This window comes from Bradyrhizobium sp. AUGA SZCCT0283, from assembly GCF_018130385.1.
Lineage (GTDB): Bacteria > Pseudomonadota > Alphaproteobacteria > Rhizobiales > Xanthobacteraceae > Bradyrhizobium.
In genome coordinates this window covers 26,720-42,209 of record NZ_JAFCLU010000008.1, presented here as the reverse complement: position 1 = coordinate 42,209, position 15,490 = coordinate 26,720, and the positions used below count along the sequence as shown (strand labels likewise).

Genomic DNA, 15,490 nt, shown 5'->3' with positions numbered 1-15,490 from the left:
GCGCGCATCCGTTTTCGTACGGGGACAGATTCTGGCCGAAACGTGACATACGCGAAAACACCGTCGTCCGCACGCGAACGGATATGTTTGGTCACGAAATTTGTCTTGAACCTTTTGCAGGTCTCACAGACTCAACAACCATGACCACATTGACCGACTTCAATCCGCCGCGCGCCATTGCGCAATCCCAATCAGGTTACTTTTATTTTTACATGGCGCTGGCGTGCACGGCCGTCGCCTTTCTTGGCTTCGCGCCTACCTACTGGCTGCCGCTGGCCCATCGCTCGTTTTCGGCTTCCCCGATCGTCCATTTTCACGGGCTGCTGTTCTTCGCCTGGTCGCTCTATTTCGCATTCCAGAGCTGGCTTGCCGCGTCCGGCAGGGTCGCCCGGCACCGCGCCATCGGAATGATCGGCGTATCGCTGGCGACCGCGATGACGATCTTCGGCGTCCTGGTGGCTGTCAATGCGATGAAGCGCTCCGCCGCGGCGGGATTGACCGATGACGGAATCGCATTCGCGATTGTTCCGCTAAGCGGAATTCTGTTCTTCGCTGTGGTGTTCACGCTGGCCATTGCCGCCATCCGCAAGCCCGAGACGCACAAGCGGCTGATGCTGCTGGCCGGCATCTCGCTACTGGACGCCGCGGTCGCGCGCTGGTTTCTGACCTTCCTGGCCCCTCCCGGGCCTGTCGGCCCGCCGCCGGTGCCGGTGACGATCCCGCCGGCTTTCGTCGCCTATCTCTTGCTCGTGGCCGCCATCATTTTCGACTGGTGCACGCGCGGCCGGCCGCATCCGGTATATGTCTATGGCGGCATTGCGCTGATCGCCGTCAAGCTTCTGAACTGGCCGATCAGTGTCTCCCCGCTCTGGCATTCCTTCGCGGGCGGAATATTGGCGATGGCGCAGTAGCAAACTGGCGCGACTGGCGGCGCCAGGATCGGCTTTTATTCAATCGGGAAGATCTGCCGGTTTTGGTGCTAGATTGATAGCGACATCGATCTCGACCGGCAGGAATTCCAAATTTGCTAGCATTCGAATGGATCATCGGGCTGCTGCTTGGCGCGGTGCTGCTGTCCGCGCTGGCGCGGCGGCTCAAGGTGCCCTATCCGACATTTCTCGCGATCGGCGGCATGTTGCTGGCCTTCGTGCCATCAGGTCCATCGTGGACGCTGGAGCCTGAGTTGGCGCTGGCGCTGTTCGTAGCGCCGGTGCTGCTGGATGCGGCTTTCGATACCTCGCTGCGCGACCTTCGCAACAACTGGCTGCCGGTATCGACGCTGGTGCTGGTCGCGGTTGGGGTCACGACCGCCGCCGTCGCTGTCGTCGCACACTGGCTTCGCCCGGACATGCCATGGGCGGTTGCGATCGCGCTTGGCGCCATCGTGGCACCGCCCGACGCCGCGGCGGCCACCGCGATCCTGCGTCAGGTCAACCTGCCTTACCGCATCCAGAAGATCCTTGAGGGCGAAAGCCTCCTCAACGATGCCAGCGCACTCCTGATCTACCGCGTCGCGGTCGGCCTGGTTGCCGCCGAGCACATGAAGGTGCGCGAGTTCGTGCCGTCCGTTGCGCTGGCGCTGTTCGGAAGCCTCATTGCCGGCTTCCTGTTCGCACGGGTCTGGACGCAGATCACGCGCCGCATCACCGAGGCGCCGAGCGCAATCATCACGCAATTCGCCGGCACGTTCATGGTGTGGATCGTCGCCGAGCATATCGGGCTGTCCGGCATTCTCACCATCGTCGCCTATGCGATCACGATCGCCCGCACCGCGCCCGAGCGTACCCCGGCGCGGCTGCGCGTGGCCTCCTATGCAGTGTGGGAAACCGTCGTGTTCGTGCTCAACGTGCTGGCGTTCATTCTGATCGGCATGCAGCTCAATCCGATCTGGTCCGGGCTCGACGACGAGGTGCGGTTCAAATATTGCAGCTTTGCCGCCGCGATCCTCGCCGTCGTGATCCTCGCCCGCATCGCCTGGGTGATGCCATATGGCGCCTTGCTGCGCGCCTTGAACGCGCACGGCCTGCTTCCTGCGCATGTGTCTCCCGCGGTACCGACGGTGGAACGCGGCATCATCGTGTCCTGGTGCGGGATGCGCGGCATCGTCACGCTGGCAGCCGCCTTCGCGTTGCCCGAGGGCTTCCCGTATCGCGATCTCATCCTGCTGACGGCCTTTGCCGTGGTGCTGGGGACGCTCGTGATCCAGGGCCTGACGCTCCGGCCGATAATCCTCGCGCTGAAATTCGAGGAGGACGATCCGGTCGCGCGCGAGGCCGCTCAAGCCCGCTGCATCGCCTATCGCGCCGCGCTCGAGGCGATCGAATCCGATCCGTCCGAGGAGGCCGAAATCCTGCGGCTCGAATACCGCGCCGTGCTGCTGCGTGCCGAAACCGAACCCGAAATCGGCATCACGACCAGCGAGCTGCCGGCCGATCCGCTGCGCCGCCGCGCCGTCGGTGCGGCGCGAGAGGCGCTGTTGAGGATGCGTCATCTCGAGGAGATCGGCGATGACGCCTTCCATCAAGTAGAAGAAGAGCTGGACCGCGCCGAATTGAGCGCACAGGCATAGCGGGGCAATCGAGCGTCACGCGCCCGACTTGCTCGTAATCCCGCCGTCGACGATCAATTCGATCCCGGTGACGTATTTCGATTCATCGGACGCCAGAAACAGCGCGGCATTGGCGACGTCCCAGGCGTCGCCCATGTGCCCCATCGGCACCTGCGCATCGCGCGCCCGCCACATCGCCTCGACGTCGCCGGCCGAATAGCTGGCTGCCAGCCCGGCCGAGTGCGCGACCATCGGCGTCTTCATCAGGCCCGGCAGGATGCAGTTCACCCGGACATGGTCGCGCGCGAACTGCACGGCGGTCGTCTTCGTCATCTGGTTCATCGCCGCCTTCGAGGCGCCATAGGTGACGTAGGAAATGCCGAGGTGGCGGATCGAGGCGATCGAGGAGATGTTGATGATCGAACCGCCGCCCTGCTTCTGCATCACGGGAATGACGTGCTTCATGGCGAAGTACGCGCTCTTGAGGTTGACCGCGAAGACGTGATCCCAGCTCGCCTCGTTCACCTCAACGACATTTCCCATTTCGGCGATGCCGACATTGTTGTCGAGCACGTCGATGCGGCCATAGGCCTTGCGGCACGCCGCCACCATCGCCTCGACCTCGGCTTCGCGTGAAACGTCGGCGGTGAAAGCGGTGGCCTTGCCGCCCTCGCCGGTGATGATGTCCACGGTCTCCTTGGCTGCCGCAGCGTTGCGGTCGACGCAGAACACCTGCGCGCCCTCGCGCGCAAAGATCACAGCAGTCGCCTTGCCATTGCCCCAGCCGGGACCGATCGAGCCCGCGCCCACCACCATCGCCGTCTTGCCCTTGAGCCGTTCCATCGACTTCTTCTCCCTAATAGATGTTCTCTCTTGTAGCCCGGATGAGCAAAGCGAGATCCGGGATTCTCGTCCGGCAGCTTCCCCGGATGTCGCTTCGCTCATCCGGGCTACGGATTGTTGCAAGCTTTCATGGTTGTCAAATCGGTTCCGACCGGATGACCGAATATGTCAGACAATGTCCTGCAATTGCCATCATGGCACAGCCGCCATTCGCCGGCAGCCCCGGAATTGCCGAGCACCACTTCCGGCATGGCTGCGCGCTTGGGCTGCCATCGAAACCAGCCATCGATCAGGCGCGCCTCCGGCGGCGGCTCCATGCCGGCGCCGCTGCCCTTGACGCGCGCCTGCACCAGTTCCAGCCTTGCCCCCGTAATCCGCCAATCTTCCTGCCAATCGACCTTTTCGACCGAATGGGTCCACATCAAGGTGAATGCCGCGATTGACAGCGTCTTCACGACACCGGCCGAAACGAGGCACAGGCTCACGCCGCTGCCACCGCGTTGCGCGCACGCTGCCGCCATTGCCAGACCACGACAGCCGCCGCCAGCGCAAAGCCGACGGTGTCGCTGAACGCGAATTCGCCGAGCAGGCAGAGCGCTGCGACCAAGGCAGTGGCAATCTCTGGCCATGTCAACCGCGTGAACAGGAAGCCGATCGCGACGACGCCGAACAGGCCGATCGCGACCAGCGCCTTGAACGTCGCCAGCGCCACCGCGCCGTAGAAGCCGAGCTGGACGGCCATGGGATCGCCCGTCTGCAGCATCAGGGCCGGCGAGTAGACGAAGATGAACGGAATAACGTAGCCCGCGAGACCGATCCGCATCGCCTCCCAGCCGATCCTGTCGGGGTTCTCCTTCGCGATCGGCGCCGCCGCCAACGCCGCCAGCGCCACCGGCGGCGAGAGGTCGGCCATGATGCCGTAGTAGAACGCAAACATGTGGCTCGCGATCAGCGGCACACCAAGCTTGGCGAGCGCAGGCGCGGCAAGCGCTGCGGTAATAATGTAGGTCGGGATCGTCGGGATGCCGGTACCGAGCAGGATCGACAGCAGCATGGTCATAACCAGCGCCAGAAACAGGCTCTTGGCGCCGAGCCCGATGATCCAGCCGCCGAAGATGGTGCCGACGCCGGTCTGCGTCATCATGCCGATGATGGTGCCGACGATGGCGCAGGCCATGCCCACAGTGAGCGCCGATTTGGCACTGTCAGCGAGTGAATCGCGGCAGGCGGCGAGCGTTGCCCGGCCGCCGCGCGTGATCGCGGCAATCAGGACCAACCCGCCGACGACGCATGCGATCGGCATGATCTCCAGGCCGGTGCGCGACACCGCAGCCACCACCAGCGCCAGCCCGATCCAGAAGATGTAACGCACCACGGTGTGGGAGAGACCGAGCGTGATGCTGGCGCCGAGGATCAGGGCGACCGTCAGCGCAAGCCCAATGCTGCCGGCGTAAAGCGGCGTAAAACCCTCAAACAGCATGTAGACCAGCGCCGCCAGCGGCAACACCAGGTACCAGCGCGCCACCAGCGCCTTCCACGCGTTCGGGATTTCCGAACGCGTCATGCCGACGAGGCCGTGCTTGCCGGCTTCCAGATGCACCATCCAGAACGCGGAGGCGAAATAGAGAATGGCCGGGATCACCGCAGCTTTCACGATCTCCGAATATTGCACGCCGAGCGTCTCCGCCATGATGAAGGCGACCGCGCCCATCACCGGCGGCATGATCTGTCCGCCCATCGAGGCGGTGGCCTCGACGCCGGCGGCAAAGGCGCGGCGATAGCCGAACTTGATCATCAGCGGAATCGTGAACTGGCCGACGGTGACGACATTGGCGACGCCGGAGCCGGAGATCGTTCCCATCATGCCCGAGGCAAACACCGCGACCTTGGCAGGTCCGCCGCGGGTGCGGCCGAACAGGCCGAGCGAAACGTCGGTGAACAGCTGGATCATCCCGGCGCGTTCGAGGAACGAGCCGAACAGAATGAACAGGAAGATGTAGGTCGCCGAGACATAGATCGGCACGCCGTAAAATCCTTCGGTGCCGAACGAAAGATGCGTGATGACCTGATCGAAATCATAGCCGCGGTGGTTGAATGGCTGCGGCAGATACTGGCCGAAGAACCAGTAGAGCAGACAGGCGCCGCACATCAGCGGCAGCGCCAATCCCATCAACCGCCGCGTGCCTTCGAAGATCAGCACGGCAAGCAGCGTGCCGACCGCGAGATCCGCGCGGGTCGGGTCGCCGTCGCGGGCGATCAGGTCGGCGTAGAAAATCCACTGGTACAGCCCGCACAGAAAGCCTGCGCCACCGGTCAGCCAGCCGAGCGCCCGGCCGAAATCGCTTTTGGCGGTGAAGTTGCCGATCAGACCGAAGGTCATCAGCAGCAGGAAGCCGACGTGAACGCCGCGCACCACCTGGCTCGGCAGATAATTGAACGCGGCGACGTAAAGCTGGAAGGCCGCAAAGACGATGCCGATGGCGTAGGCGAGATAGCCCCAGCCGCCCGGACCGAAGCCAGCCGGAAAACCGTGCTCGAAATTGTCGAACCCGACCTTGACAGGCTCTTCCGTGCCCCCGGCTTGCCGCATGTCCGTCGTCCCCGCCCGTGACGCTTATACCTGCAGTACCCTTCTCCGGAAAGGCGTGTCGAAGAGAACCGTAGTCGCCGTCATTGCGAGCGAAGCGAAGCAATCCATGGCGCGGTAAGTGGAGGAATGGATTGCGTCGTCGCTACGCGCCTCGCAATGACGGTGATGATCGTGAAAGCAGCCCCCTACTTCATCACGCCCTTTTCCCTGTAGTAGCGGATCGCGCCGGGGTGCAGCGGCACCGGGCTGCCGGTCGCGGCCGTCTCAAGCTTGATGTCCTTGCCGGCGGTGTGCGCATTGACGAGTTCGGGGAGCGATTCGAAGATCAGCCTGGTCATCTGATAGGCCAGATCGTCGGAGACCGCCGAACTCGTCACGAGATAGTTGACCACCGCAGCCGTCGGGACGTCCTTGTCCTGGCCGGCATAGGTGTTGGCGGGGATCATAACCGGCACGAAGGGCGGACCGATCTTGTCGACGATGGCCTTCGGCACCGACACCACGGTGATTTCGGTCGAGGTCGAGAGATCCTTCAGCGAGGCCACGCCGAGGCCGGCCGACTGCAGCGTCGCATTGAGCTGGCGGTTCTTCATCAGGTCGACGGATTCGGCGAAGGGGAGATATTCGACCTTGCCCATGTTCTTGTAGGTCATGCCGGCGGCCGCCAGGATCGCGCGCGAGTTCAGCTCGGTGCCGGACTTCGGCGCACCGACCGAGAGGCTCTTGCCCTTGAGGTCGGCGAGCGTCTTGATGCCGCTGTCCGATGTCGCGACGATCTGGATGTAATTCGGATAGATCGCTCCCAGGGTGCGCAGCCTGTCCAGCTTCGACTTGAAGCCGGCCTCCTCGTCGCCTTCCCAAGCGGCTTTCAAGGAGTCGCCGAGCGTGAAGGCGAGTTCGCCGCGGCCCTGCTGCAGCAGGATCAGGTTCTCGACCGAGGCCTTGGTGGCCTGCACCTGGGTCTTCACGTTCGGAATCTTGTCGCTGTAGATCTTTCCGATGGCGACGCCGAGCGGATAGTACACGCCGGAAGTTCCGCCGGTCAGGATGTTGATGAATGACTGCGCGTGCGCGCCGGGGGCAAAAAATATTGCCGCCGTGGCAGCGGCGGCTGCAATCAATCGGGAGTTCATGAAAACCATTCTCCGATTATTTTGGCCGGGAAGTTGGACGGGCGGCGGCTCCGGGTCAAGCCGTCCGACGAGCTAAAAAGATGCCCCCGGCATACGCCTACAAGGCCCTTGCCACGGTTACCCAAATTGGACTGAATGCGCCCGCGAAAGACCCGCGGAAGCCCGGGTCTGGGAATTAACGGGTCCCCGGGGAAAGCATGGCAGCAGACAAGACAACGCCGCCCAATGACGAGGTCGTCGCAGTATCCGACGAAGCCCTGCAAAAGGCGGAATCCTTCGTCGAGGCGGAAGAAGGCGCGGCTAACCGCCTGATGGGATGGCCGGGAAGGATCTCGACCACGATTGCCGTGGTCATGAGCCTGTTTCATCTCTACGCGGCCTACGCGATCGTTCCGACCCAGGAACTGCGCTACACCCACGTCGCCTTCACGCTGGTCCTGAGCTTCCTGCTGTTTCCGCTGGCGACACGCTTTCGCAACCGCGTGCGCTGGTGGGACATCGTCCCCGGGATAGTCGCGGTCGCGACCATCGTCTATGCGCTGTGGGGCGGCGAGGATTTCACCGACCGCGCCACCACGCCCGACCGCTGGGACGTGATCGTCGGCATCATCTTCATCGTGCTGCTGCTGGAAGCGACGCGACGCACCACCGGCGCGATCATGCCCGTGGTGTCGCTGCTGTTCATCGCTTACGCCATGCTCGGCCCGTATCTGCCGGCGCCGTGGACCCATCGCGGCTACGACATCGCCCGCCTGGTCGGTCACCTCTTCATTACCCTCGAAGGCATTTTCGGCGTCGCGGTCGACGTCTCGGCGACCCTGATCATCCTGTTCACCATCTATGGCGCATTCCTGCAGCAATCCGGCGCCGGCAAGTTCTTCATCGATTTCTCGCTCGCCTTGATGGGCGGAAAGCCGAACAGCGCCGGCCGCACGGTCGTGCTGTCGTCATTCCTGCTCGGCGGCCCCTCCGGATCGGGCGTCGCCACGACAGTCATGATCGGCACCGTGGCCTATCCGATGATGGCCAAGGCGGGCTTCGAGAAGAACGCCGCGGGTGGCTTGCTCGCCGCCGGCGGGCTGGGCGCGATCCTGTCGCCGCCCGTGCTGGGCGCCGCCGCATTCCTGATCGCCGAGTTTCTCAAGATCAGCTATCTCGACGTGATCTGGATGGCGACCATCCCGACCTGTCTCTATTACATGTCGCTGCTGTTCATGGTCGAACTGGACGCCAAGAAGTTCGGCGCGAAGGATGTCACCTTCAAGCCTGAAATGACGCTCGGCCAGATGACGATGCGCTACGGCTTCCACTTCGTCTCGCTGCTCGCCGTCGTCGTCTTCATGGTGATCGGCTACTCGCCGACGCTGTCGGTGTTCTATGCCACGGCCGTCACCTTTGCATTGAGCTTCCTGCGCAGGGAAACCGCGCTGGTGCCGACCAAGCTGGTGAAGGCGCTGGCCGACGGCTCGATCGGCGCGCTCAATGCCGCGACCACCTGCGCCTGTGCCGGCATCGTCGTCGGCGTCGTGACGCTGACGGGCCTTGGCCTGAAATTCTCGTCGATCGTCATCAGCTATGCCGGCGGCAGCCTGCTGCTGACCGCGATCTATACCTCGCTGATCGTCTGGATCATTGGCCTCGCCGTACCCGTGACCGCCTCTTACATCATCTGCGCGGTCATCGCGGCGCCGGCGCTGATCAAGCTCGGCGTGCCCGACTACGCCGCGCACATGTTCATTTTCTATTATGCTGTTCTTTCCGAAGTGTCGCCGCCGACGGCGCTTTCGCCGTTCGCGGCGGCCGCCATCACCGGCGGCGACCCCTACAAGACCACGCTGCAATCCTGGAAATACACGCTGCCGGCGTTCCTGGTGCCATTCGTGTTCGTGCTCGACCCGCAGGGCGTGGGACTGCTGCTCTCGATACCCAAGGGAGGATCATGGATCGACATCGTCGAAATCACGATCAAGACGACCTTCGGCCTGTTGGCGCTGGCGGCATTTGCCCAGAACTGGGCGCTGCGACAAAATAGGCCGATCGAGCGCGGCCTGCTTCTGCTATCGGGATTGCTGCTGGTGTTTCCAAGCCTGATCGAGGCGATCGTCGAATGGATCATCGGCCGCGATATCAGCTACACCTATGTGCCGGGCCTGATCATCGGTCTCGGCGTGGTGTTGTGGCAGGCCAGAACGCGGGCGCCAACGCGACCGGCGCTCACAACTTAGTCAGGAAGCGATCGAGGATGAAAACAATGAAGAAGACCGTAGCCATACTGGCCATGACGATTTCCGCGGGCCTCGCCTTCGCGGGCGCAGCCCATGCCCAGCAGAAGACCATGTCGATTGGAACCGGCGGCACCGGCGGCGTCTATTATCCGCTCGGGGGCGCGGTCGCCAACGTGCTCTCGAAGAACCTCCCCAATGTGCAGGCCACCGCCGAAGTCACCGGCGGCTCGGTCGACAATCTCAAGCTGATCGGCGCAGGCAAGAGCGAATTGGCCTTCACGATGGCCGACGCCGCACTCGATGCGCTGAAGGGCGAGGACAAGTTCAAGAGCGGCAAGGTGCCGTTGCAGGCGCTGCTCGTGGTTTACCCGAACCGCATGCATGTGGTGACGGTGGAAGGCACGGGCATCCAGACCATGGCCGATCTGAAGGGCAAGCGCGTTTCGACGGGGTCGCCCGGCAGCGCCACCGAGGTGATGGCGTTCCGCGTCATCGAGGCCGCTGGCCTCGACAAGGACAAGGATATGAAGCGCGAGCGGCTCGGTGTTGCCGAATCCGTCAATGCGGTCAAGGATCGCAAGATCGATGCGTTCTTCTGGGTCGGCGGCATCCCGACTGCCGCGGTAACCGATCTCGCGGCGACGCCCGGCCTGAAGATAAAGCTGATCGACCATGGCGACCTGGCCGAGAAGATGAACGCCAAATACGGCAAGCTCTATTCTTCCAGCAAGATCAAGGCAGGTTCGTATCCGGGCCTCGACAAGGACAATTCCATCACCGACGTCTGGAACCTGATCGTCACCGGCGACAAGATGAGCAACGAGGACGCCTACGCCATCGTCAAGACGCTGGTGGAGAAGAAGGCCGACATTGTTGCCGTGCACAAGGAAGCCGAGAGCTTTTCGCTCGACAACCAGGTGCAGGAACGTTCGCCGATCCCGTTCCATCCCGGCGCGCTGAAATACTTCAAGGAAAAAGGTATCGGCGGCTAGGCTTCGCCGTCCGGGCGGCCGCCGAAGCGCCGTCCGGACGCAGGTTACAATGACCGCGGCCTACCGAGGGCCGCGGTCATTTTTTTGTTTTTGCCGAAAGAACAATTGCGTGCATCGCATCATTGCTGCTCCTGCGAAGGAAAGCTGAGGCGCCACGATCGAGGCCTCCTCAGTCACGAACATCGCGGCGCCGGCAAACGACCACAGGCATTAACATGCGCGGCTGTCCAAATATGCCTGGGCGAGGGCATCAATTCATGGAGCAGCGCGTGTCCCCATGAAATCCACGCGTGGACTGCCCGGTCCCGGGCCACGTGCCGCTCACGTCCGGCAGTTTCTCTAAAATTTTATTCGTGTCGGCGGCTTTAACCCTACTGAAGTAATCATGTGACCTCCCGCAAAATTCCATTATTGCGACCGCAACGCGGATGTACCACTAGCGCCGGGGTATCTGTTGGGAGGGCGGCCATGGAGCAGATCAACTTTAACGGGTATGTACGCGCAGCGCACTTCGGGCACCGGAAGCTGACGCCCAGAGCATGCGTGGTCGACAGCAAAAAGCACCTTCGATTGTTCCTTTCCGACGCTCTCGAGGATCTCGGCTTCGTCACCAGTGAATGCGGTCAGGCCGGCGATTTGGCAGGCGTCCTGCAGGCCGAGCAGCCGGACCTGATCGTGCTCAGCGTATGTGTCGACGGGATCAATGTCGGCGAAATTCTCGAGGTCATTGTCCGCAAGAATTTCGGCGGCAAGGTCCTCGTCATCGGTCAACCCGACTCGATTATGGTAAAGGCGGTCAGGCAAATTGGTGACGAATACGGCATTGCCATGCTGCCCTCGCTGCAGACGCCGTTCGGCGCGGCGAGCCTGCGCGCCAGCGTCGCGGAGCTGCTGCCGGCCGAGCCGGCGCCAAGCCCCGCCGTCGATGTCGCCGAGGCCTTGAAGGCCGGCTGGCTCGAATTGTGGTACCAGCAGAAGATCAACACCCGCACGCTGGTGCCGAGCGGAGCGGAGGCGCTGGTCCGGATGCGGCATCCCGCCTGGGGCGTGGTCCCGCCGGCCTATTTCGTTCCCGACGACAAGGATCCGCATTTTCGCAGCCTGTCCGAATTCGTGGTCGGCCGCGCCATCGAGGACTGGCGCTATCTGCTGGAGAGCCAGGGCCCGGTCGACCTTTCGATCAACCTGCCGGTATTGTTCTTCGGCAATGCCGCGGCGGTGCGCGATCTGTGCCGCGCCATGCCCACTCACCCCGCATTCGCAGGACTTTTAATCGAAATCAACAGCAGCGAGGTGATTGAGCATCCGGATCTCGCGGTGGACGCCGCAAGACGCCTGCGCCTGCACAATATTGCGATCGCCATCGACAATGTCGGCGCGGAATGGCCGTCGCTCCTGGAGCTCCGAAGCTTCCCGTTTGTCGAACTCAAGGTCGACCAGCAATACATCAACGGCTGCGCGGACGACCGGCTGAAGCAGACAGTATGCCGGCGCATCGTCGAGCTGGCCCGGGACAACGGCGCCCGCGCCATCGCCCAGGGCGTGGAGACCCGCGCCGACTTCCTCGCCGCTCACGAGATGGGGTTCGACCTGGTTCAGGGCTACCTGTTCGGCAAGCCGGTGGCGGTGCGGAAATTTGCTCGCTCCCGCCCTCAGCTCGCATCCGGCTCCGACAAACCGTCCTGAGCCGGGCTCACTCGAACTTCATGTCGATGCATTTCGAGATGTCGGAGCCGAGCCCGGACGAGATGGTGATGCAGCCGCGTACCTTCAGCGCATTGTTGTCGCTGGCCCACACCGCATAGCCGCCGGGACCGAAGAACGAATTGGTGTTCGGGCCCTCAGTTTCGGTGGCATCGAACGAATAGCTCGAATCGGCATCGAAGATGCGCGGCTTCTTGGCGCAGCCGCCGTCGGCCTGGACGTTGATGACTTCCTTGTTGTCCCGCGTCAGCGCCAGCGAGACCTGGCAGCGGAAATATTCCGACGTCTTGACGTTGAATACGTAAGCATAGGACTTGCAGGTCGCCGTGTTGAGCTTGCCCGGAGCCAGGCCCCGGCTGCAGGCAATACGCTGGTTATTGCTGAGCTTGAAATTCTCGGCTTCCGCCGCTTGTGCCAGCGTCATGAACGACAGCGCAACACCCAAACCGATCTTCATGACGTGGTTCATCCTGACCATCCCTATGACGTTTTTCGCAATGCAAAGCTTGTAGCCGGAAAGGCGAACATAGTCGCGAAGTCGAACGCGGGGAATCACAAAGTCTCAAGGGCGGCGTGATGCGTCGAAGGTGCCAATTGACGGCACAACACCGTTCGTGATTTGTTCAAAACGTGGGGCAAGACGCCGAACGGCTGTGGGGAGGATGGATGATGACGAGCATTTCAACGAAGACGGTTTTGGCGGCGGCCGTCCTGGCGGGGTTTTCGACGTGCGCGTTTGCCCAAGGCGCTGCAACTCCCTGGGAGCTGAAGTCAGACATGGGCTATGCCTACGGCAAGGACGGCAAGACACTGTCCTACAAGATGGGCACCAACAATGCCGGCACGCTGCTGAAGGGCGCCAAGAAGGTGCCGAAGGGAACGCTGTTCTTCATCGGCCAGAACGGACAGCTCTATATGCGCACCGGCCCCTATCTGGAGGGCGACGGCAAGTTCATGTTCGGGTCGGAGTGAGGGATTTGTTGCCATAAGGCCGGCTGTCAGCATCCGCGAAAGCGTATGATCCAGTACGCCGCGCTGCTCGCGGTGTTTTCTGACAGCGCGGAATACTGGATGACCCGCTAGACGATTCGGGGTCGCGGCACGACTAAAACGCCGCCGCCAGTTCCTTCGCGCCGGGCTTGCCAGAGTTGAAATCCATGCGCTCGTCGGTGACCGCGAGCAGTTTCGCCACGGTGTTGTGGCGGATCGCGACCGGGTTACGCTCATAGCCGCCGCGCTGGAAGAAATTCGAGGTCGGCACCTGCTCGCGCATCGCCTGCGGCATGGTCACCATGTCAAGGCCGGTGCCGTCGCCGGTCAGGTTCATCATTTCGAGTTCGGCGGCCGAAAGCGGGCGGTTGTAGCCCTTGGCGCGCGCGAAGATCACCGATGTCAGCAGCTTGTGGGTTTGCAGCATCGGCCCGACGTCGATATCGAGCACCATGGCGTGCACGGCCCAGCCCTGCGCCGTATTGGCGAGCTTCTCATGCTCGGACCACGTGTCCGGCACGGTGCGCGTAAACGCCACCATCTTTTTCAGCACCGCAAGCTTGTGGTCCATCGCCTTGCGCGGCGCACCCGACAGCGTCGCGGCCCTTGCCGTCAGCTCCTTGATGAATTCGTGGCCCTGCTCGGCCAACAATTCGACGCTGTTGGTGGTGAGCAACTGATTGTAGCCGATCGCGGTCGAGATCGCGCGGGAGCCCGGCCGCGAGGCGCTCAAGCCCGACTGCATGTCGTAATTGCCGCTGCCGCCGGTCTCGAACGAATAGACCCGCACCGCCTGCTCGCGCGTCAGGCCGGCAGCCAGCGCGTAGCGGGCATAGGCGCGCTTGAAGTCGACTTCGGCGGCCGGCCGCTGCGGTGTGAACTGGAAATGCTCGGCGGCGGCTTTCAGGAAATCAGCGACCACCGGGATCGGCTTGCGTTCGCGCGGCGGCTTCTCTTCCTCCGGCTCCGGACTCACCGGGCGCTTCGGACCGGTATAGACCGGTGGCTGCGTCAGCACGTAATCGGCCAGCGTAATGGCCTGGCGTTCCCGGCGTTTGGCGTTGCGGCCCTTTCGTTTCTCCGAGATCGAGGCCCAATAGGCCCCCGCCTCCTCTTCGAACGCGGCGCGCGCTTCCTGGTACTCTTTCAGCTTGCGGCGATATTCGGCGATCGCCTGCGGCGAGGCCGCTTGCGCCATCGCGTCGGCGGCAGAGGGAGCAAGTGTGCCCGCGTCTGTCGCCATTGCAGGCGCGCCCGCGAACAGCGCGAGCGTGACAAATCCGGAACCGATGCGAATCAATTGCAGGCGCATGGCTCCGTTGTAACAAGCGTGCCCGCGAAGTCAGCCCCGAAACGGCCCGGTCTTCTTCCCTTGTGGGAGAAGGGAGGGAGCCCGCGTCACTCCTGCTCGACGCCGCTGGTCTTCACCAATTGCGACCACTTCTTCTCGTCCTTGTCGATGAAGTCGGCATAGTCTTCCGGCGCGCCGGGCGTGATTTCGGTGCCGTCATTGCCCAACTGCTTCTTCACCTCGTCGGAGGCGAGCGCGTCGCGCAGCGCCTTGTTGAGCTTGTCGATGATCTGCCGCGGCGTGCCGGCGGGCGCGACAAGGCCGTAATAGAGCGAAGCGTCGAACCCGGCGAGCCCCGCCTCCACCAGCGTCGGCACGTCGGGCAACAGGCCCGAGCGGGCGATGCTGGTCACCGCGAGCGCGCGCAGCTTGCCGGCGGAGACATTGGCATGCGAGGCCGGGATCGGCGCGAACGCCATCGGGATGTGGCCGCCGAGGAGATCGGTCAGCGCCGGGCCGGTGCCCTTGTAGGGGATGTGCACCAGCTTGATGCCGGCGGCGCGGGCGAAATATTCGCCGGTGATGTGGCTGGCGGTGCCGGCGCCGGCCGAGCCGAAATTGACCTTGCCGGGATTGGCCTTCGCATAGGCGATCAGTTCGGCGACGCTTTTCGCGGGGAATGACGGATTCACCACCAGCGAATTCGGCGCGTTGCCGATCATGCCGATCGGCGCAAAATCCTTGCGCGGATCGTAGCCGGGGTTCTTGTAGAGCGAGGGACCGATCGCGAGCGTGCCGGTGTAGCCGAGCAGCAGCGTATAGCCATCGGGATCGCTTTTGGCGACCGCCTTGGTGCCGACCGTGCCGCCGGCGCCGGGGCGATTGTCGACCACGACCTTCTCGCCGAGCAGTTCGCTCATCTTGTCGGCAATGGCGCGGCCGACGATCGAGGTACTGCCGCCGGGCGCGAATGGAATGACCAGCGTGATGGCGCGGGCGGGATAGGTTTGCGCTCGCGCTGAATCGATGGTTACGCTCACACCGAGCAGTGCGGCGACAACACAAAAGCTCTTGATCCATGTGGACATGATGCGCGCGCTCCCAGGACTGTTCTTATTGTTGGCGCGGCCATCGTCGCTGAAACGATCCATATTCGCAAGTTGACTTCCGAATG

At 63.1% G+C, this 15,490-nt stretch carries 13 protein-coding genes; 6 read left to right on the top strand and 7 right to left on the bottom strand.

The annotated features are described in order from the left end of the window. Window positions 1-140: 140 nt before the first annotated feature. Both JQ624_RS13255 and JQ624_RS13250 read left to right on the top strand, forming a co-directional pair. A complete protein-coding gene (locus JQ624_RS13255) occupies window positions 141-911 on the top strand; it encodes a hypothetical protein (RefSeq protein WP_212419332.1) in 771 nt (256 codons plus the stop codon). Between the two features lie 113 nt (window positions 912-1,024). Then, a complete protein-coding gene (locus JQ624_RS13250; RefSeq protein WP_212419331.1) occupies window positions 1,025-2,569 on the top strand; it encodes a sodium:proton antiporter in 1,545 nt (514 codons plus the stop codon). 15 nt (window positions 2,570-2,584) lie between these two features. Here the strand turns inward: JQ624_RS13250 and JQ624_RS13245 are convergent, their stop codons facing one another. From JQ624_RS13245 to JQ624_RS13230, 4 genes are all read right to left on the bottom strand, one after another. Further along, a complete protein-coding gene (locus JQ624_RS13245; RefSeq protein ID WP_212419330.1) occupies window positions 2,585-3,391 on the bottom strand; it encodes an SDR family NAD(P)-dependent oxidoreductase in 807 nt (268 codons plus the stop codon). A 107-nt stretch (window positions 3,392-3,498) separates the two neighbouring features. Further along, on the bottom strand, window positions 3,499-3,912 hold the full coding sequence (locus JQ624_RS13240; protein WP_212419329.1) for a DUF1850 domain-containing protein: 414 nt from the start codon (window positions 3,910-3,912) through the stop codon (window positions 3,499-3,501). Continuing rightward, on the bottom strand, window positions 3,873-5,981 hold the full coding sequence (locus JQ624_RS13235; protein ID WP_212419328.1) for a TRAP transporter permease: 2,109 nt from the start codon (window positions 5,979-5,981) through the stop codon (window positions 3,873-3,875). Before JQ624_RS13235 ends, JQ624_RS13240 begins: the two co-directional genes overlap by 40 nt. A 185-nt stretch (window positions 5,982-6,166) precedes the next feature. After that, window positions 6,167-7,114 (bottom strand): TAXI family TRAP transporter solute-binding subunit, encoded by a 948-nt coding sequence (locus tag JQ624_RS13230; RefSeq protein ID WP_212419327.1) that lies wholly within the window; start codon window positions 7,112-7,114, stop codon window positions 6,167-6,169. 197 nt (window positions 7,115-7,311) lie between these two features. Between JQ624_RS13230 and JQ624_RS13225 the strand changes: the two genes are divergently transcribed. The 3 genes from JQ624_RS13225 to JQ624_RS13215 all read left to right on the top strand — a co-directional run bounded on the left by JQ624_RS13225 (window position 7,312) and on the right by JQ624_RS13215 (window position 12,017). Beyond that, window positions 7,312-9,339 (top strand): TRAP transporter fused permease subunit, encoded by a 2,028-nt coding sequence (locus JQ624_RS13225; RefSeq protein WP_212419326.1) that lies wholly within the window; start codon window positions 7,312-7,314, stop codon window positions 9,337-9,339. 26 nt (window positions 9,340-9,365) lie between these two features. Further along, a complete protein-coding gene (locus tag JQ624_RS13220) occupies window positions 9,366-10,331 on the top strand; it encodes a TAXI family TRAP transporter solute-binding subunit (protein WP_249129780.1) in 966 nt (321 codons plus the stop codon). Between the two features lie 468 nt (window positions 10,332-10,799). Beyond that, window positions 10,800-12,017 carry an EAL domain-containing protein gene (locus tag JQ624_RS13215; RefSeq protein WP_212419324.1) on the top strand — a complete coding sequence of 406 codons (1,218 nt, stop codon included), beginning with the start codon at window positions 10,800-10,802 and terminating at the stop codon, window positions 12,015-12,017. 7 nt (window positions 12,018-12,024) lie between these two features. On the opposite strand, the gene JQ624_RS13210 is transcribed toward JQ624_RS13215, so the two are convergent. Then, window positions 12,025-12,504 carry a hypothetical protein gene (locus JQ624_RS13210; RefSeq protein WP_212419323.1) on the bottom strand — a complete coding sequence of 160 codons (480 nt, stop codon included), beginning with the start codon at window positions 12,502-12,504 and terminating at the stop codon, window positions 12,025-12,027. A 200-nt stretch (window positions 12,505-12,704) separates the two neighbouring features. Between JQ624_RS13210 and JQ624_RS13205 the strand changes: the two genes are divergently transcribed. After that, window positions 12,705-13,007, top strand: a complete 303-nt coding sequence (locus JQ624_RS13205; RefSeq protein ID WP_212419322.1) for a hypothetical protein — start codon at window positions 12,705-12,707, stop codon at window positions 13,005-13,007. A gap of 133 nt (window positions 13,008-13,140) precedes the next feature. On the opposite strand, the gene JQ624_RS13200 is transcribed toward JQ624_RS13205, so the two are convergent. Together JQ624_RS13200 and JQ624_RS13195 are read right to left on the bottom strand one after the other, a co-directional pair. Then, window positions 13,141-14,337, bottom strand: coding sequence for a hypothetical protein (locus tag JQ624_RS13200; RefSeq protein ID WP_212419321.1), 1,197 nt, complete (start codon window positions 14,335-14,337; stop codon window positions 13,141-13,143). An 86-nt stretch (window positions 14,338-14,423) separates the two neighbouring features. Further along, window positions 14,424-15,404: a tripartite tricarboxylate transporter substrate binding protein gene (locus JQ624_RS13195; RefSeq protein ID WP_212419320.1), complete on the bottom strand. Its 981-nt coding sequence runs from the start codon at window positions 15,402-15,404 to the stop codon at window positions 14,424-14,426. Between the last annotated feature and the right edge of the window lie 86 nt (window positions 15,405-15,490).